General features: G+C 63.8%; 17 protein-coding genes and 2 pseudogenes. 8 read left to right on the top strand and 11 right to left on the bottom strand.

The features are described from left to right. Positions 1-255 precede the first annotated feature (255 nt). Positions 256-534, bottom strand: a complete 279-nt coding sequence (locus EGJ22_RS14815; protein ID WP_009686797.1) for a hypothetical protein — start codon at positions 532-534, stop codon at positions 256-258. Positions 535-666: 132 nt separating this feature from the next. Here EGJ22_RS14815 and EGJ22_RS14810 point away from each other — a divergent pair, with 132 nt between their 5' ends. Both EGJ22_RS14810 and EGJ22_RS14805 read left to right on the top strand, forming a co-directional pair. After that, positions 667-1,038: a YajD family HNH nuclease gene (locus tag EGJ22_RS14810; protein WP_009686798.1), complete on the top strand. Its 372-nt coding sequence runs from the start codon at positions 667-669 to the stop codon at positions 1,036-1,038. A 72-nt stretch (positions 1,039-1,110) separates the two neighbouring features. Further along, positions 1,111-1,581, top strand: coding sequence for an RNA methyltransferase (locus EGJ22_RS14805; RefSeq protein ID WP_009686799.1), 471 nt, complete (start codon positions 1,111-1,113; stop codon positions 1,579-1,581). A gap of 19 nt (positions 1,582-1,600) precedes the next feature. Here the strand turns inward: EGJ22_RS14805 and EGJ22_RS14800 are convergent. Further along, positions 1,601-1,795 (bottom strand): annotated as a pseudogene (locus EGJ22_RS14800) (aldehyde dehydrogenase family protein); the annotation flags it as partial. After that, positions 1,780-1,989, bottom strand: a pseudogene (locus tag EGJ22_RS14795) (GntR family transcriptional regulator); the annotation flags it as partial. The pseudogenes EGJ22_RS14800 and EGJ22_RS14795, both read right to left, overlap by 16 nt. Positions 1,990-2,314: 325 nt before the next feature. Here EGJ22_RS14795 and EGJ22_RS14790 point away from each other — a divergent pair. Then, complete coding sequence (locus tag EGJ22_RS14790; protein WP_009686802.1) at positions 2,315-2,653, top strand: YgaP-like transmembrane domain; 339 nt, start codon at positions 2,315-2,317, stop codon at positions 2,651-2,653. Between the two features lie 120 nt (positions 2,654-2,773). On the opposite strand, the gene EGJ22_RS14785 is transcribed toward EGJ22_RS14790, so the two are convergent. Continuing rightward, a complete protein-coding gene (locus EGJ22_RS14785) occupies positions 2,774-3,982 on the bottom strand; it encodes a hypothetical protein (RefSeq protein WP_029886174.1) in 1,209 nt (402 codons plus the stop codon). A gap of 40 nt (positions 3,983-4,022) precedes the next feature. Beyond that, positions 4,023-4,472 (bottom strand): YcgN family cysteine cluster protein, encoded by a 450-nt coding sequence (locus tag EGJ22_RS14780; protein ID WP_009686804.1) that lies wholly within the window; start codon positions 4,470-4,472, stop codon positions 4,023-4,025. Between the two features lie 143 nt (positions 4,473-4,615). On the opposite strand from EGJ22_RS14780, the gene EGJ22_RS14775 reads away from it, so the two are divergent. Beyond that, complete coding sequence (locus EGJ22_RS14775; protein ID WP_009686805.1) at positions 4,616-5,209, top strand: nitroreductase family protein; 594 nt, start codon at positions 4,616-4,618, stop codon at positions 5,207-5,209. A 68-nt stretch (positions 5,210-5,277) separates the two neighbouring features. Here the strand turns inward: EGJ22_RS14775 and EGJ22_RS14770 are convergent, their stop codons facing one another. The 4 genes from EGJ22_RS14770 to EGJ22_RS14755 form a co-directional block, all read right to left on the bottom strand. Continuing rightward, a complete protein-coding gene (locus tag EGJ22_RS14770) occupies positions 5,278-6,210 on the bottom strand; it encodes a D-2-hydroxyacid dehydrogenase (protein ID WP_029886175.1) in 933 nt (310 codons plus the stop codon). A gap of 2 nt (positions 6,211-6,212) precedes the next feature. Then, positions 6,213-6,506, bottom strand: coding sequence for a YcgL domain-containing protein (locus EGJ22_RS14765; RefSeq protein WP_009686808.1), 294 nt, complete (start codon positions 6,504-6,506; stop codon positions 6,213-6,215). After that, the gene (rnd, locus tag EGJ22_RS14760; RefSeq protein WP_029886176.1) at positions 6,503-7,636 is read right to left on the bottom strand and encodes a ribonuclease D; all 1,134 of its coding nucleotides are present in this window, start codon (positions 7,634-7,636) and stop codon (positions 6,503-6,505) included. Before rnd ends, EGJ22_RS14765 begins: the two co-directional genes overlap by 4 nt. A gap of 112 nt (positions 7,637-7,748) precedes the next feature. Next, positions 7,749-9,386 (bottom strand): phosphoethanolamine transferase, encoded by a 1,638-nt coding sequence (locus EGJ22_RS14755; RefSeq protein ID WP_029886177.1) that lies wholly within the window; start codon positions 9,384-9,386, stop codon positions 7,749-7,751. Positions 9,387-9,638: 252 nt separating this feature from the next. Here EGJ22_RS14755 and EGJ22_RS14750 point away from each other — a divergent pair, with 252 nt between their 5' ends. Further along, the gene (locus EGJ22_RS14750) at positions 9,639-9,875 is read left to right on the top strand and encodes a YdcH family protein (protein ID WP_029886178.1); all 237 of its coding nucleotides are present in this window, start codon (positions 9,639-9,641) and stop codon (positions 9,873-9,875) included. A gap of 126 nt (positions 9,876-10,001) precedes the next feature. Here the strand turns inward: EGJ22_RS14750 and EGJ22_RS14745 are convergent, their stop codons facing one another. Then, positions 10,002-11,183: a PLP-dependent aspartate aminotransferase family protein gene (locus EGJ22_RS14745; RefSeq protein ID WP_029886179.1), complete on the bottom strand. Its 1,182-nt coding sequence runs from the start codon at positions 11,181-11,183 to the stop codon at positions 10,002-10,004. Between the two features lie 92 nt (positions 11,184-11,275). Between EGJ22_RS14745 and EGJ22_RS14740 the strand changes: the two genes are divergently transcribed. Continuing rightward, positions 11,276-11,737 (top strand): Lrp/AsnC family transcriptional regulator, encoded by a 462-nt coding sequence (locus EGJ22_RS14740; RefSeq protein ID WP_029886180.1) that lies wholly within the window; start codon positions 11,276-11,278, stop codon positions 11,735-11,737. Between the two features lie 370 nt (positions 11,738-12,107). On the opposite strand, the gene EGJ22_RS14735 is transcribed toward EGJ22_RS14740, so the two are convergent. Further along, complete coding sequence (locus EGJ22_RS14735) at positions 12,108-14,438, bottom strand: FdhF/YdeP family oxidoreductase (RefSeq protein WP_029886181.1); 2,331 nt, start codon at positions 14,436-14,438, stop codon at positions 12,108-12,110. Positions 14,439-14,674: 236 nt separating this feature from the next. Here EGJ22_RS14735 and moaA point away from each other — a divergent pair, with 236 nt between their 5' ends. Both moaA and EGJ22_RS14725 read left to right on the top strand, forming a co-directional pair. Beyond that, positions 14,675-15,679, top strand: a complete 1,005-nt coding sequence (gene moaA / locus EGJ22_RS14730) for a GTP 3',8-cyclase MoaA (protein WP_009686815.1) — start codon at positions 14,675-14,677, stop codon at positions 15,677-15,679. A 20-nt stretch (positions 15,680-15,699) separates the two neighbouring features. After that, complete coding sequence (locus EGJ22_RS14725) at positions 15,700-16,599, top strand: bestrophin family protein (protein WP_029886182.1); 900 nt, start codon at positions 15,700-15,702, stop codon at positions 16,597-16,599. Positions 16,600-16,699 lie beyond the last annotated feature (100 nt).

The following is a 16,699-nucleotide window of genomic DNA, read 5'->3' as shown; positions in this document are numbered from 1 at the left end:
TCAAGGCCGCTCTCATAGAACAGTACATAACTTATTGATTTAGCGGGGTCTTTGTGGGAGCGGGCGTGCCCGCGAACACCGGCGTAGCCGGTGCCAGCCACCGCGCTGGATTCTTCGCGGGCACGCCCGCTCCCACACAGGCCGCGTCGCGGTTACGAATTGAGTTCTCTGCGCGACAGCGCAGCCCGTAGGGCTGTGTTATCTCCCACAGGGCACTGGCCCCCTAGTAGTCCCACCGCCAACGCACCGCTGCAGTCAGTCATCATCCTGCGCCGGCTTCGCCGGCTCCGGCCGCAACCCCGGCAAGGGCTGATCCTTCGGCGGCCCGGGCACCGGCATCGGTGGCAGCAAAGGCGCACCCGGCTGGCTGTCATAAGCCTTGGGCGGCGTGCTCGGGGTGATCTGGGGGTAAGGCGTGGGCGTTGGCGTACCCGGCGCACCGGGCACCGGGGTCGCCAGCCGGGGCGGCGTACTGGCGGCATCTGCCATGGGCAGGCCCGCCAGCCACAGCACGGCTAGGATCGCGCGCAACATCAGTAACCTCCTGTCGGGAACCTTCCTATAGGCTACGCCTAAATCAACGCTTTCGCCTGTCCGCCCGCCCTGCAAGCGCGCTAGACTCAATGGCATAACCGTCACCTGCCTGATCAGAACAAAGGAAACACCATGAGCGCCTCCTCTTCCGCTGCCGCCACCGCGCGCCTGGACCGCATTCTCGCCGACGCCAAGCGTGACAAGGAAATGGGCTACCGCGACAAGGCCCTGAGAATGTACCCGCACGTGTGCGGCCGCTGCGCCCGCGAGTTCGCCGGCAAGCGCCTGAGCGAGCTGACCGTGCACCACCGCGACCACAACCACGACAACAACCCCCAGGACGGCTCGAACTGGGAGCTGCTGTGCCTGTACTGCCACGACAACGAGCATTCGCGCTACACCGACCAGCAGTACTTCAGTGAAGGCTCCACCAGCACCCCGAGCATCGCCAAGGCCACGCACAACCCGTTTGCCGGCCTGGCTGGCTTGCTGAAGAAAGACTGACCATCGATTCGCCCCCCGCTGCTACCGGGCAGCCCGTATAATCGCGCTTTTTTTCGCGAAGGGCCCCGGTACGTGGCAAACAAACGATACAGCTGCATCGGCCTGTTCAACCCCAAGTCGCCGGAAAACGTCGGCTCGGTGATGCGCGCCGCGGGCTGCTACGGCGTCAACTCGGTGTTCTACACCGGCAAACGGTATGAGCGCGCCCGTGACTTCGTCACCGACACCAAGCGCGTGCACTACGACATCCCGCTGATCGGCATCGATGACCTGCAACGCATCATTCCGCTGGGCTGCACCCCGGTGGCGGTAGAACTGGTGGACGGCGCCCGGCCCCTGCCGGAATACACCCACCCGGACCGCGCCATCTACATCTTCGGCCCAGAAGACGGGTCGCTGAGCGAAGAAGTGCGCGGTTGGTGTGAAGAGACCATCTACATCCCGACCGAGGGCTGCATGAACCTGGCGGCGACGGTGAATGTGGTGCTGTACGACCGTATGGCCAAGGGGCTGAATACCCGGTCGGGGCCCAAATTCAAGTAAAAAGCCGCCCTTGCTCAGCTCACGAAGCGTTGATCCAGATGGGCTTCAGCTCCATGTATTGGTCATGGGCCCAGATGGACTTGTCGCGCCCACCAAAGCCAGACTCCTTGTAGCCACCGAACGGCGTGGTCACGTCACCTTCGCCGAAGCAGTTGACCGTGACCACCCCGGCGCGGATTTCACGCGACAGGCGCAGCGCAGTTCGATGTAGCCCTCGGCGGCGATCTGGCGCAGCAGTTCGCGCACGGGTGGGCGCGACAGGCCGAATTCGTCGCACAGGGCCAGTTCGTCCACTACCGCCCCCGGGGCCAGTTCCATGCTCAGGATCCGGCGGCGCAGCGCCTCGGCAAACACCGCCTTGCGGTCCGGTGGCACTTGCGCTTCGAGGGGCTGAACGGTGGCTTTCATGGCCGCCTTCTTTATGATCATGGCGCCGTGTCTACTATTTGTATAACGGCTGTAGGGCACTGTTAGACAATGTGTCTACAGCACTTCAGATAAACGGCTGAATCTGTCTGAGCCTTTGTTTTCAAGGCCTCCAGCGGTTTCGACAGCGGTGATTAAACACCCTTGAAGCTGCATTGCCAAACCGCACAGGGTATTCGCCATATACGACACAGCCAGCTGCTTTTCACCGTTTCAACCCCACCCTGGGCTCGCCGCCGGGCGATGCAACTGAACGCTGGCGTTGCCGTGCAGGTCAGCTGCTTACATTCCACAAGGAGGGTTTGCCATGCTCGATAGCCATTCCGCTGCGTCATCGCAGCACAATGTTCATGGCCTGGAACGTGCCAGCTCACTGGCCGGTGGGGCGCTGATGTTCAGCAAAGGGCTGCGCCGTGGCGGCCTGGTTGGCTTGCTGCAGATGGCGGTGGGCGGCCTGGCCGTGGCGCGTGGGGTCAGCGGGCACTGCGCCACCAAGGCCTGGTGGCAGCGGCACCGGCAGGAGTATCAGCGCTTGCGCTCGGATATCGAGCGTAGCGCGGCGGACCTGGAGGCGTTGAAGGCCAGCGCCGAGGCCGCGACGCGCGGGGTGACGGTGACCGGGAAGGATCCGTTGGCTGGCGGTTGATTGATGCATTGCCTGTGCCGGCCTCTTCGCGGGCTTGCCCGCTCCCACAGGTGTTGCGCATGCCTTAACTTGTAGGAGCGGGCAAGCCCGCGAAAAGGCCGGCACAGGCAATAAGAATTTCTAGCGCAACGCCTTGCTCTGCAACACCTCAGACCGCCGCCCCAGCACATTCTCGCTGATCTGCACGAACTCTTCGGTACTTACGCTCGGCAAGCGCATCAACCCGCGCACCACATCATCCAGCGAACGCTTGGCCTGGGTATGGATGCGGATTTCCTTGTCCAGCGCCTGCAGCAGCATTACCCCACGGGCGACCTGCGCAGGGGTGGCCTGTTCGCCACGCAGCCGGGTCACCTTCGCGCCCTGCTTGCTCAGGCGCGCCTGCCAGGCCTGGTAGCGGTCGTCGCTCACCCCGCCAGAGCGGCGCAGCAACTCGCTGGCGTAGTAATCGGTCAGGCTTTCCACCAACCAGTCATTGCCATCACCGGCGCGGATCTGGGCAAACAACTGCACCACCTCACGCAATAACGGGCTGCTGCCGTTCTCGCTGACCATCGGCCTGCCACTGTGCAGGTACACCGACCCCTGCGCCGCCATCGCCCCACGCCACATCCCGTCACGCGCGCCCACCAGCAACAGCTTCGGCGGGTTGCGCGGGAACACTGCCTGCAGTTGCGGCCAGACGAAGGTGAGCAAGGTCAGGCTGTCCATACGCCGCATGCCCTGCCCCACCGGCGCGGCCACGGTCACGTCGGTATCGCCCAGACGGGCGCGGCGGCTGCCCAGGTCACCGGCGAGCATCCAGCCAGTGGGGCGGTCGAACAGGCGCGATACATTGTCGATGCGGAACTTGTCCTGGCCGACGCGCGGCCAGGGCGTTTCGATGCTCTTCCAGCCCGCTGGCAGGTCGAAGGCCAGGCGCGCCACCAGCTCGGTCCCATCCTGCTGGTCGAGGCGCGCAGGCGGCACCAGCTGGTCGCCCAGGAACAGCGCCCAGTGCGGGGTGATACGCGACGAAAACGCGCCACTGGCAAGCTTCTGGTCCAGCAGCACGCGGTAGCTGAGGCTGGTCTTGCCGGCCGCAGGCTGCCATACCCCCCGCTGCCCGTTCAGTTGCCATTGGCCATCGGCCTGGAAGCCGCTGTAGGCCCCGGCCTTGCCCAGGTCGAAGTCAAGGCTGCGCACCGCGCTGCCGTCCGCCAGGGTCAGGCGAACTTCTGCCTGGCCGCTGGCAGGCAACAGGCGCACTTCGTAATCGAGATTGACTTTTTTCGCCCAGGCGGGCGCACTGGCCATCAGGCCCAACAGCAACAACAGCTGGCAACGCATACAGAAACTCCTTGTTCCCCGTGGCAGCGGGCCGCGCTGCTCAGCTGGCGCGGAAAATCAGGTGGTCTTCCCAGTCGTCTTCGTGCACATCCTGCTCCCTGAGCATACGCCCCGCCTGGGAAATGCGCTGTTCATGGACCTGTTGGCGGTCGCCACAGACCAGGTGGTGCCAGGCGGGCAAGTCCTTGCCCTCGCTGACCAAGCGGTAACCACAGGTACTGGGCAGCCAGGTGAACTGGTCGGCCTTGCCCGGGGTGAGCTGGATGCAATCCGGCACCTGGGCGAAGCGGTTGGGGTAGTCGCTGCACTGGCAGGTTTGCAGGTCCAGCAGCTTGCACGCGATACGCGTGTAATAGACGCTGTTGTCGTCCTCGTCCTCGAGCTTCTGCAGGCAGCACAGGCCGCACCCGTCGCACAGCGACTCCCACTCCTGGGCATTGAGTTGTTCGAGGGTCTTGCGCCGCCAGAACGGCGCGTTGTCAGCGATCATTACACGGTTACCTGCATTCATCTTGTGGTCGCGGCGCGCAGCGGCGCCAGTCTAGAGCCTGGCCTTGAGCAAAGCCAGGCCGCTTGTCAGTCGCTACGCGAAGCAGTAGCGTGCGCGTTTTCCGTCCGTTTGCAGGAGCCGACATGAGCGCCAACCCCCGCGTTGCCGATTACGCCATCAACGAGCAGTTCATCAACCGCTGGTCGCCCCGCGCCTTCACCGCCGAACCGATCAGCGAAGAGACCCTGCTGAGTTTCCTCGAAGCTGCCCGCTGGGCACCGTCGGCGTACAACTCGCAGCCTTGGCGCTTCCTGTATGCCCGCCGTGACACCCCGAACTGGGAGCGCTACCTGAGCCTGCTGGTACCGTTCAACCGTAGCTGGGCGCAACAGGCGTCGGCGCTGGTGCTGGTGATGTCCAAGACCACCTTCGCCGCCCCGGGTGCCACCGAAGAAAAACCGGCGCTGTGGCACACCTTCGACACCGGCTCCGCCTGGGGCCACCTGGCCCTGCAGGCCAGCATCAGTGGTTGGCATACCCACGGCATGGCCGGTTTCGACCAGGCGCTGGCGCGTCAGGAGCTGAAGATCCCTGAAGGCTACGAGCTGCATGCCATGGTGGCGATCGGCAAGCTCGGCGACAAGGCCAGCCTGGACGAAGCGCTGCAGGCGCGTGAAGTGCCCAGCCCGCGCAAGCCGCTGAGCGAGCTGGCGGCTGAGGGGGATTTCAGCCTGTAAGTTTTGGGTTGGCAGTACTGGCCTATTCGCGGGTTCACCCGCGAACAGGCCGGCACAGGCCAAAGCAGTCAATAGCCCCTGGCGAAGTCCACTTCACCGCGCAACCCCTGCCCGGCTTCATACGCCCGCATATTCTCGACAAACAACCGCACCATCGCCGCCGGCGAGGTGGGCGCCGAGCTGTGCCCGGTCAGCAACAAGCCCCAGGCCGTCCAGAACGGGTGCTGCCTGGGCAATGGCTCCTGGCGGCACACATCGATCACAGCCCCGGCCAAATGCCCCTCCTTCAACGCCGCTACCAGGTCGGCATCGACCACCGCCGCACCCCGCCCGGCATTGATGAACAGCGCCGTAGGCTGGAAGCACTTGAACAGTGCAGCGTTGTACAAGTCGTGGGTAGCCGGGGTATCCGGCAGCAGGTTGAGCACGTAGTCGACCTGGCCAACCATGCGCGGCAGGTCGGCCAGCGCCGCCACTTCAACGAATGGTGCCTGCTCGCGGGCGCTGCTGGCAACGCCGTACAGCACCACGCCAAACGGCTGCAGGAACTCGGCCACGCGCTGGCCGATGTCGCCGGTGCCCACGATCAGCACCCTGCGCCCTTCCAGCGTGCGCCCCGGGCGGTCGTCCCAGCGCCGCTCGACCTGGCTGACCAGGCGCGACAGCACCTCGCGCTCATGGCCAAGCATGTAGGTGAGCATGTACTCGGCCATTACCTGGCCGAAAATCCCCACCGCTCGGGTCAGGCGATAGTCACGCGGCAAACCGTCGGCCAGCAACGGTGTGATGCCGGCCCAGGTCGACTGCAGCCAGCGCGGTTGGTGGCCCTGGCGCAGCAAGCTCGCCAGCAGGTCGGGCTGGCCCAGCCACACCGGGCAACGCGGCGCCTGGCGGGCCAGTTCGGCCGAGTCGCCACTGGTCAGGATTTCCAGTTCAGGCGCGGCTGCGCGCAAAAGCTCGGCGTAGCGGGCATGGTCATGCTCGGCAATCAGTACGCGCATGTTCAGGCCGGGTCGTTGCGGCGCAGCAGCTCTTCGGGCAGGTGCTCGATGTACTCGTCATCCGGCGGTGGCATCTGCAGGTGGTAGCCCTGGTTGTCGAGGTTCTCCAACACCTTGGTGATGTCTTCGCGGGCCAGCTTGCGTTCCGGGCTGAGCACCAGGTCGAAGGCATGCACGGGGGTGCCGAAGAACGGCAGCAGGCCTTCTGGCACGCGCTCAAGGCCGTCAGCCTTGAGCACGTACAGGTACATTTCGTTCTTGCGGGGGCTCTTGTAGATGGAGCAAATGCGTTTCATCGGGTCTCTCCGGCGCCTGCAAGGCTGTCCAGCAGGGCCTGGCCCATACGCTCACGGCGCCAGCCGCGCAGCGAATCGGGCAATTGATAAGGGCCATTGGGGTAACCGCTCTTGAGCAGTGCCTCCAGGGCTTTTTTACGCAGCATCAGCTCAGGGGCAATGCCCAGGCGCTCGCCTTCGGCCTGGCCGATGGCGCGCAGCTGCTTGAGGATGCCGCTGGCTTCGATCGGCAGCGGTTCGGGCAAGGGCGCTGGCCACTGCTCGGCAGGCAGGCTGGCGGCGCGCTTGATCAGCTGGATAAGAAACTCACCGTCCTGACGAATGGTGCGCGGGTGCATCTCTTCAACCTTGGCCAGTGCCGACAGGTTGCTCGGCTGGTTCTTGGCAATGGGCCACAGCGAGTGTTCCTTGAGCACGCGGTTGCGGGGTACATCGCGGCTGCGGGCAGTACGCTCGCGCCAGGCGCACAGCTCACGCAGCACGGCCAACTGCTGGGGCGCCAGCTTCCAGGCCAGCTTGACGTCGCGGTACAAGGTGGCTGGCTCGACTTCGCGACGCAAGGCGGCGACCAGCTCGGCGCCATCCTCCAGCACCCAGGCGTATTTGTCGTCGCTAAGGCGCGGGCGCAGCACGGTAAACAGCTCGGCCAGGTGCACGGCATCTTCGGCCGCGTAGCTGACCTGGGTGTCCGACAGCGGGCGCTGCAGCCAGTCGGAGCGGGTTTCGCCCTTGGGCAGGTCGATGCCCAGCACTTCCTGCACCAGGCGCGAGTAGCCCATGGAAAAGCCAAGGTTCAGGTAACCGGCGGCCAGCTGGGTGTCGAACAACGGTTGTGGCAACTTGCCGGTCAGGCGCAACAGCACTTCGAGGTCTTCGCTGCAGGCATGCAGCACCTTGACCACACCACTGTTTTCCAGCAGGTCGGCCAGGGGTTGCCAGTTGCCGATCAGCAGCGGGTCGATCAGGAAGGCCCGTTGGCCGTCGCCAATCTGAATCAGCCCGGCCTTCGGGTAAAAGGTGTCGACCCGCATGAACTCGGTATCGACGGCAACAAACGGCAGTTGCTGCCAGTCGCGGCAGTGTTCAGCCAGGCTCTGGTCGTCACATATCCAGTGAATTTCGATGGCCACAAGGCTCTCCCACTAACATTGGCGCGCAGTATATACGGCGCGGGCACTGCTGGTGAAACCCGGGCCATCCTTGATATCGATCAATGGTGCGTTTGCACGCAGGGTGTAGGCGTCAGCGCTTGGCCGTCAGCCACGGGCGGCAACTGGCGAACATGTCCAGCGACCGTTGGTAGACCTCGGTGTGTACCTGCAGCAGGCCAAGCATCGAGTGGAACAGGTTGTCTTGCGACAGCGGGGCGTCGCTGAGCTTGGCCAGGCAGTCGGTATCGAGGCCGAAGTCCTCCTTGTAGCTGTCGGAGAACCAGGTCAGCAGCGGAACGTGCTTCTGCTGCTCGGGGGCGATGGCGTACGGTGTGCCGTGCAGGAACAGGTTGTACTCACCCAGCGACTCGCCATGGTCGGACAGGTAGATCATCGCCGTGTCCACCTTGTCCTGCTTGCTGCGCAGGGTGTCGATCAACGAGGCCAGGACCTTGTCGGTGTAGGCCAGGGTGTTGTCGTAGCCGTTGATGATTTGCTGTTCGCTGCACTGGTTCAGGGCGTTGCTCTGGCACACCGGGCTGAAACGCTCGCCGCCTTCGGGGTAGCGCTTGAAGTACTCGGGGCCATGGCTGCCCATCTGGTGCAGCACCAGCACGGTGTCCTTGTCGAGGTTGTCGATCAGCGCATCCAGGCCTTGCAGCAGGATCTGGTCATGGCATTCACCGCCGGCGCACAGTTGCGGGTCCTTGAGGTTGCTGACATCGATGAACTGCACGCGATCGCAAGTGCCCTTGCAACCCGACTGGTTGTCCCGCCACTGCACGGCAAGGCCGGCACGCTGGAGGATGTCCAGCAGCCCTTCGCGGTTCTTGGCGACACTGGCGTCGTAGTCCTTGCGCTGCATGCCAGAGAACATGCACGGTACCGAAACCGCCGTTTCCGTGCCGCACGAATGCACGTCGGAGAACGCCAGCAGGCCCTGTTCCTTGGCCAGGTTCGGCGTGGTATCGCGGCCATAGCCCAAGACACCGAAGTGGTCTGCCCGGGCACTTTCCCCGACCACCAGCACGGTCAGCGATTTGCGCTCATGTTTCTGCCAGGCCACATCACGCTTGGCATCTTCGCCGTAAGGCTGGAACGGCCGCGCTGCGGTACCAACCCGTTCGCCGACATAACCAATGGAGGCGCCCACGATATTGCTTGGGGTCAGCATCAGGCGCAGTTCGTGGTGGTTGCGAAACAGCGACGATAGCCCTTGGTAGTTGACCAGCGCCACCGAACCCAGCGCCACCACGCAGGCACCACTCACCAGCAGCTTGCCAAGCAGTTCGCGGTGCCAGCGGCGGTAGGCGATCTGCGCCTTGCACACCAGCACCGAAGGCAACACCCCCAGCAGCAGGATGTAAGCGGCAAACTTGAACGACATCAGGTCGCGCACTTCCGCCACATTGGTTTCGGCCATGTTGCGGAACATGCCCGCATCGATAAGTACGCCGTACTGGTTCATGAAGTAAGCCACGCCGGCGCCACTGATGAACAAGACCACAAGTAACGGCTTCAACACATAACGGAAGGCAAATAAAGTGAGTACCAGGTTGAACGCGAACAGCATCAGCACGGCGAACGCCAGAATCAGCCACAACCCCGACAGGCCGGGGGGCACGACCGCTTGCAGATGCTCCCAAAGGAACATGTTGAAGCCGATCAGCAGGTACAGGCTGGCCAGCAGCGTGACCCATTCAGTCCGCAGGGATTTGAAATTGAGCATCAGTGTTCGCAATCAAGAGTGGTTATCAACCCCACGGTCCGACGGCACCATGGGAAAGTTGGGCGAACTCTAGAAAGCGCACCATCAATTTTTTGTGAAAAAGTCGGTAACAATTTAGTGATGGCGAGGCTTTTGCCCGTTAATGCCGTTTTCTTCAGCTGCCGTTCAGCCTGCAGCCCGTGAACGGCTTGCGCAAAGACGGCTATCCTCAGTGGTCAGGACCCAATCGACAAACCTGACAGAGGTGAAGAAATGCCAGTTCCGCATGATCTGCTCGCTGACCTGCACATTACCGCTGAGAAGTTCCAGGCACTGATGGACAACGACCAGGCGCTGCATGCACTGCACAAGGAATACAACGCCAAGGACAAGGAGGTGGTGGCCGCCGAAGGCAACGGCACCAACGACGACGCCGTCAACCGCCTGCGCAAGGAGCGGTTGCTGATCAAGGACAAGATCGAACGGATCATTCATCCGCCCAAATCCTGACCGAGCATTTTCTTTGAATTCACCGGCCCTATCGCCGGCAAGCCGGCTCCCACAGGGGCCCCACAGTACTGCGAACCTGTGATGCACCTGTGGGAGCCGGCTTGCCGGCGATAGGGCCGCAAGCCCTCACACAGCAACCAGCGCTTTCAACGCCCCATCCAGGTCCTCGATCAGGTCGCGGTAATCCTCGATCCCCACCGACAGCCGCAGCAGGTTCTCGCTGATGCCCATCACGCCCTTCTGCTCCGGGCTCAGCGAGCAGTGGGACATGCTCCACGAGTGGTTGATCATGCTCTCCACCCCGCCCAGCGAGTCGGCCAATACAAAGATCTGCAGCGCCTCGACCAGGCGGTTGAGCGCGGCGCGGTCGCCCTTGACCTTCATCGCCACCACCGCGCCGCCACTGCGCATCTGGCGCTTGCACAGTTCATGCTGCGGGTGGCTTTCCAGCCCGGGGTAATACACCTGCTCCACCTGCGCGTGGTTTTCCAGAAAGCGCGCCACCTGCAGGGCATTGGCGCACTGGCGCTCCATGCGCACATCCAGGGTCTTCAGGCCACGCAGGGCCAGGTAGCAGTCGAACGGCCCCTGCACCGCGCCGATGGCCATGCTGATGCGGCGCAGGCGCGCCAGCAGCGCGTCATTGGCCGCGACCACCACCCCGCCAGTCAGGTCGGAGTGGCCGCCAATGTATTTGCTGGCCGAGTGCATCACCAGGTCCACCCCCAGGTTGATCGGGCGCTGGTTCCACGGCGAGCAGAAGGTGTTGTCTATGCAGGTGAGGATGCCCTTGGCCCGCGCCAGGTCGCACACCGCCTTGATGTCGACCAGGTGCAACAACGGGTTGGTCGGCGACTCGATCCAGATCAACTGGGTTTCGGGCTTGATCGCCGCGGCCACCGCGCCCAGGTCGTTGAGGTCGACATAGGTGGTGGTCAGGCCTGAAGTACGGCTGCGGTAGTCTTCCAGGATGCGGAAAGTGCCCCCGTACACGCCGTTCATCACGACCACGTGGGCATCCTTGGGCAGCAGCTCCAGGACCGTGGCGGTGGCATTCACCCCCGAGGCGCAGGCCACGGCACCCACGCCCTCTTCCAGCGCGGCTACGCAGGTTTCGTAGGCATGCCGGGTGGGGTTGCCCACGCGGCTGTAGGAGTACTCCGGCTTGTCGTCGAGGCTGCGTTTGGTGAACGAGCTGGCGGTGACGATGGCCGGGAAAATGGCATTGTCGGCAACACTGAACTGCTCGCCAGCGTGAATGGCACGGGTGGCGAAATTGCGCGGCTTGTCGGACATGGTCAGGCCCATTGGCAGAATGAAAGCTGCCACTATGGCACAAGCCAAATCGCCTGGCCTTGGGGTAACCTGTGAAATATTTTCCGGCACGGCCAGCGCGCGATATGGACAGCTTCGACCAGCACATTCTTACCCTGCTTCAGCGCGACGCCTCGATGTCGCTCAAGGACCTGGCCGAAGCCGTCAACCTGTCCACCACCCCGTGCTGGAAGCGGGTCAAGCGCCTGGAAGAAGAAGGCTACATACTCGGCCGTGTCGCCCTGCTTGACCCTGAACGGCTAGGGCTGGGGCTGACGGTGTTCGTCCAGCTCAAGACCCAGCGCCACGACAGCGCCTGGCTGGCGCAGTTTGCCGCGACCGTTACCGGGTTCGAGGAGGTGATGGAGTGCTACCGCATGTCTGGCGACTGGGACTACATGTTGCGGGTGGTGGTGGGGGATATTGCGGCGTATGACCGGTTTTACAAAAAGCTGATTACCAGCACCGAGGGGTTGTCGAACATTACCTCCAGTTTTGCCATGGAGCAGATGAAGTACACCACGGCTTTCCCGGTGAACCGTGGCTGATGGCTGTGGGGCATATTGCCGGCAAGGCGCACAGGGATTGCATCAGGGCTGACAGGTGGTTGCCAGGCGATATGCAGCGCCTGGGAGATCGAGCGCCGCCCGCGCGGCGCATCGCGAGCTTTGCTCGCTCCTACGTTTGTTTCGGGCCAATTATGCCTGGGGGATTGGCGCGCGAACGCTTTGGCGCATGCCTCAATATTGTGCCGGACAAACAAGGCGGTCGCGCGCACCTGGCACATGGGTTACTGGCCCGAAACAAACGTAGGAGCGAGCGGAGCTCGCGATGCGCCGCGCGGGCGGCGCTCGATCTCACAGGCGCTGAAGATCCTGCGCCTACCCCCGCCCCCGACAGGGCCCTTGCAGGCGCCCGTCAATCCGAAGCCAGCACCGCCGCAATCCGGTTCCCGGCCTTGGCCTTCTCCAGCTTGATCGCCACAAACTTCGAGGTCGGGGTGTACGTCCCCTCGCCATAACTCTCCAGCGGCACCAGCGGGTTGGTCTCGGGGTAGTAAGCCGCCGCCTGCCCTTGCGGCACGTCATACGCCACCAGGCGGAACCCCGACACCCGCCGCTCCACACCATCCTCCCACAGCGACACCAGGTCCACGTGCTCGCCCGGTTCGAAGCCCAGGCGGCGGATGTCGGACTCGTTGACGAACACCACTTCGCGCAGGCCGAACACCCCACGGTAGCGGTCGTCCAGGCCATACAGGGTGGTGTTGTACTGGTCGTGCGAACGCAGGGTCTGCAAGATCAGGTCGGGCTTGTCCCCGCGGGCCAGCACCTTGGCGTTGACCAATCCCTCGGGCAGCGTGTGGGGCATGAAGCGCGCCTTGCCGGTGGCCGTGCGGAAGTTGCGCTCGGCAGCGTGGTTACCCAGGTGGAACCCGCCAGGGCTGTTCAAGCGTTCATTGAAACGCGCGAAGCCGGGGATGACGTCGGCAATCATGTCGCGGATCCGGTTGTAGTCGGCCACCGCATAGGCCCAGTCGATCGGCTGATTGCCCAGCGTGGCCTTGGCCATGCCGGCGATGATCCATGGCTCCGAACGCATGTGCGGCGAGCGCGGGCGCAACTGGCCATGGGAGAGGTGCACCATGCTGAAGGTGTCTTCCACGGTCACGCCCTGCGGCCCTGCGGCCTGCAGGTCGATTTCGGTACGGCCCAGGCATGGCAGGATCAGCGCGTCGCGGCCGGTGACCAGGTGCGAGCGGTTGAGCTTGGTGGAAATCTGCACGGTCAGCGCACACTTCTGCAGCGCGGCATGGGTGCGCGGTGTATCCGGGGTGGCTTGGGCAAAGTTGCCGCCCAAGGCGACGAACACCTTGGCCCGCCCCTCCTCCATGGCCTTGATCGCCAGCACCGCATTGTGCCCGTGGGCACGCGGCACACGGAAGCGGAAGCGTTTTTCCAGGGCGTCGAGCAGTGCTGCCCGGGGCTTCTCGTCGATGCCCATGGTGCGGTCGCCCTGCACGTTGCTGTGGCCGCGCACCGGCGACAGGCCAGCGCCGGGCTTGCCGACGTTGCCGCGCAGAAGCTGCAGGTTGACGATTTCCTGCACGGTTGCCACCGAATGGCGGTGCTGCGTCACGCCCATGGCCCAGCACATGATGACCCGCTCGGCCTTGCGGTACATACGCGCGGCCAGTTCGATCTCTGCCAGGGTCAGGCCAGACTGCTCAACGATGTGTTCCCACGCCGTGGCGTCGACCGCCGCCAGGTAGCCATCGATACCGCTGGTGTGCTCGGCGATGAAGGCGTGGTCGAACACCGGCGGTTCGCCCTTGGCCTGGGCCTCGCGTTCCCACTGCAACAGGAACTTGGCAATACCGCGCATAGCCGCCATGTCGCCCCCCAAGGCTGGGCGGAAGTACGCGCTGGAAGTCGGCTCGGAGCCATTGCTGAGCATTTCGAACGGGTGCTGCGGGTGCTGGAAACGCTCCAGGCCACGCTCTTTGAGCGGGTTGAAGCACACCACCTGGGCACCGCGCTTGACCGCTTCACGCAGCGGTTCGAGCATGCGCGGGTGGTTGGTGCCGGGGTTCTGGCCAATCACGAAAATGGCATCGGCCAGTTCCAGGTCGTGAAACACCACGGTGCCTTTGCCCACCCCCAGGGTTTCCGACATGCCCGAGCCGCTGGCTTCGTGGCACATGTTGGAGCAGTCCGGGAAATTGTTGGTGCCATAGGCACGCACGAACAGCTGGTAGAGAAACGCTGCTTCATTACTGGCCCGGCCCGAGGTGTAGAACTCGGCTTCGTCCGGCGATTGCAGTGCGCGCAGGTGCCGGGCAACCAGCTCGAACGCTTCTGCCCAGGTGGTTTCCACGTAATGGTCGGTGGCTGCGTCATAGCGCATCGGGTGCGTCAGGCGGCCTTGGTACTCAAGCCAGTAGTCGGTCTGTTGCTTCAACGCGCTGACGCTGTACTTGGCAAAGAAGGCCGGGTCCACCGAGCGGCCGGTGGCTTCCCAGTTGACCGCCTTGGCGCCGTTTTCGCAGAACTTGACCATGTCGCTTTCCGGCGACTCGCCCCAGGCACAGCCTGGGCAGTCGAAGCCGCCGTTCTGGTTGGTCTTGAGCATGGCTCGCAGGTTCTTGAAGGCGTTGTCACTGCCCAGCCAGCTCTTGGTCACGCTTTTCAGCGCCCCCCAGCCGGCGGCGGCGCCTTTGTAGTCCCTGATGTGTTCGTCCTGGCTCATGCGGTGAATCCTCACGCTTCGGTGCTTTGTTTCAGCCTATGGAGCGTGGGGCGGGGCGTCCAATCGAAAGATCTTACGGCGTGATAAGCGCTTTCGATCACGGCAGGCAGGCGACGCGCTGCCAGGCCGCATGATAGAGACCATCGATCATGCAGTCGGACAAAGCAATTTGACGGCCCTGCGCCCAGGTTATAGCTTGGACAGAAATGCCCCCCTTCCCAGACGCGAGCGCGAACGTGGAACAGAACAGCCGGGCCCTGATCGACGGCTTCAACCGGAAAATCGACTACCTGCGGATGTCGGTCACCGACCGCTGCGACTTCCGTTGCGTGTACTGCATGGCCGAAGACATGCAGTTCCTGCCGCGCCAGCAGATTCTCAGCCTGGAGGAACTGTTCCAGGTGGCCGAGCGCTTCGTCGCCCTCGGCACCCGCAAAATCCGCCTGACGGGTGGCGAACCCCTGGTGCGCCAGGGCATCGTCGACTTGTGCGGGCGCATCGCCGCCCTGCCCGGCCTGCGCGAACTGTGCCTGACCAGCAACGGCTCGCAGCTGGGCCGCCTGGCCCAGCCGCTGTTCGACGCGGGCGTTACACGCCTGAACATCAGCCTCGACAGCCTGGACGCCGACCGCTTCAAGCAACTGACCCGTACCGGCGACCTGCACCAGGTCATTGCCGGCATCGACGCAGCCCGGCAAGCCGGCTTCAAGCGCACCAAGCTCAACTGCGTGGTGCTCAAGGGCCGCAACGACCATGAACTGGTCGACCTGGTGCGCTTTGCCATCGACCGCGAGCTGGACATCACCTTCATCGAAGAAATGCCCCTGGGGGTGATCAGCGAGCATGAACGTGGCGAGTCGTTCTGCTCCAGCGATGAAGTACGGGCGCTGCTGGCTGAACAGTTCACCCTGGTGGAGTCCACCGAAACGTCGCAGGGGCCGGCCCGTTACTGGCGCCTGGCCGAAGCGGCCAACACCCGGGTCGGCTTCATTTCGCCGCACAGCCACAACTTCTGCGCCACCTGCAACCGCGTGCGCCTGACCGTCGAGGGCCGCTTGCTGCTGTGCCTGGGCAACGAGCATTCGGTAGACCTCAAGCACGTGCTGCGCGCCCACCCGGGCGACCCCGACCGCCTGGAAAAGGCCATCCGCGACTCGCTGCACCTCAAGCCCTACCGCCATCACTTCGAAGTCGGTGGCGACGTGCAGATCCTGCGCTTCATGAACATGACCGGCGGCTGAGCAGCTGCCTCTGGATTGCCATGATCGTCCACCCCGCACCCGATGTGTTGCGCGTGTTGTTCACCCTCAAGGGTTCGATCATCAAGCGCATTGCCCTGCGCTGCCTGATGGTCACCCTGCTGGCGGCACTGATTGTGCTGGTCGAGCGCCATTACCCGGCGTTTTTCTACCCGGTCAGCGCCACCCCATTCACCTTGCTGGGCCTGTCGCTGTCGATCTTCATGAGCTTTCGCAACAACGCCTGCTATGACCGTTGGTGGGAGGGGCGCAAGGCCTGGGGCAAGCTGATCATCGAAACCCGCTCGTTCGTACGTGAGAGCGTGGTGATCGGCGATGAAGCACTACGCCGTGAGCTGCTGCGCAGCCTGTGCGGGTTTGCCCATGCGCTGAATGCGCGTTTGCGCAACGAAGACGACCTGGCTGCCGCCCGCCCATGGTTGCACCGGCCCGAGGCGCTCAGCCCGCACAATGTGTGCGACAGCATCCTGCGTGAGGTGGGCAGCCAATGCTCGCGGCTGGCCGAGCGACAACAGATCAGTGACTGGCGTTACAGCCTGCTGGAGCAGCGGCTGGTGGGGCTTACCGAGGTGCAGGCCACCTGCGAGCGGATCAAGGGCACGCCACTGCCGTTCCCCTACACGCTGTTGCTGCACCGCACCATCTACATCTTCTGCCTGTTGTTGCCGTTTGCCCTGGCCGAGCCGCTGGGCTGGCTGGCGCCGCTGTTCACCACCATCGTGGGGTACACGTTCTTCGGGCTGGATGCGATTGGCAACGAACTGGAAGACCCGTTCGGGCGGGATGAGAATGACCTGCCTACCGATGCCATGGTGCGGACGGTGGAGCGGGATGTACTGGCGGGGTTGGGGGACCAGCAGTTGCCGCCGGCGTTGTTGCCGGTGGGGCATGTGTTGAGCTAAGGGCCCTATCGCCGGCAAGCCAGCCCACAGGGATCGCCTTAGGGCTGACAGGTGTTTGCCACAAGGTATGGCAGCGCCTGTTAGAGCGAGCGCCGCCCGC

Origin of the sequence: Pseudomonas sp. p99-361 (assembly GCF_003935475.1) — a bacterium.
Lineage (GTDB): Bacteria > Pseudomonadota > Gammaproteobacteria > Pseudomonadales > Pseudomonadaceae > Aquipseudomonas > Aquipseudomonas juntendi.
This window is presented reverse-complemented; position numbering and strand designations above follow the sequence as displayed.

Coding starts and splice junctions, on each gene's coding strand:
- EGJ22_RS14735 (WP_029886181.1), bottom strand. CDS start 14,438: ATGAGCCAGGACGAACACATCAGGGACTACAAAGGCGCCGCCGCCGGC.
- EGJ22_RS14770 (WP_029886175.1), bottom strand. CDS start 6,210: ATGCGCGTACTGATTGCCGAGCATGACCATGCCCGCTACGCCGAGCTT.
- EGJ22_RS14745 (WP_029886179.1), bottom strand. CDS start 11,183: ATGGGCCTGACCATGTCCGACAAGCCGCGCAATTTCGCCACCCGTGCC.
- EGJ22_RS14765 (WP_009686808.1), bottom strand. CDS start 6,506: ATGAAACGCATTTGCTCCATCTACAAGAGCCCCCGCAAGAACGAAATG.
- EGJ22_RS14780 (WP_009686804.1), bottom strand. CDS start 4,472: ATGATCGCTGACAACGCGCCGTTCTGGCGGCGCAAGACCCTCGAACAA.
- EGJ22_RS14790 (WP_009686802.1), top strand. CDS start 2,315: ATGCTCGATAGCCATTCCGCTGCGTCATCGCAGCACAATGTTCATGGC.
- EGJ22_RS14810 (WP_009686798.1), top strand. CDS start 667: ATGAGCGCCTCCTCTTCCGCTGCCGCCACCGCGCGCCTGGACCGCATT.
- EGJ22_RS14785 (WP_029886174.1), bottom strand. CDS start 3,982: ATGCGTTGCCAGCTGTTGTTGCTGTTGGGCCTGATGGCCAGTGCGCCC.
- EGJ22_RS14725 (WP_029886182.1), top strand. CDS start 15,700: ATGATCGTCCACCCCGCACCCGATGTGTTGCGCGTGTTGTTCACCCTC.
- EGJ22_RS14750 (WP_029886178.1), top strand. CDS start 9,639: ATGCCAGTTCCGCATGATCTGCTCGCTGACCTGCACATTACCGCTGAG.
- EGJ22_RS14740 (WP_029886180.1), top strand. CDS start 11,276: ATGGACAGCTTCGACCAGCACATTCTTACCCTGCTTCAGCGCGACGCC.
- EGJ22_RS14775 (WP_009686805.1), top strand. CDS start 4,616: ATGAGCGCCAACCCCCGCGTTGCCGATTACGCCATCAACGAGCAGTTC.
- EGJ22_RS14755 (WP_029886177.1), bottom strand. CDS start 9,386: ATGCTCAATTTCAAATCCCTGCGGACTGAATGGGTCACGCTGCTGGCC.
- EGJ22_RS14815 (WP_009686797.1), bottom strand. CDS start 534: ATGTTGCGCGCGATCCTAGCCGTGCTGTGGCTGGCGGGCCTGCCCATG.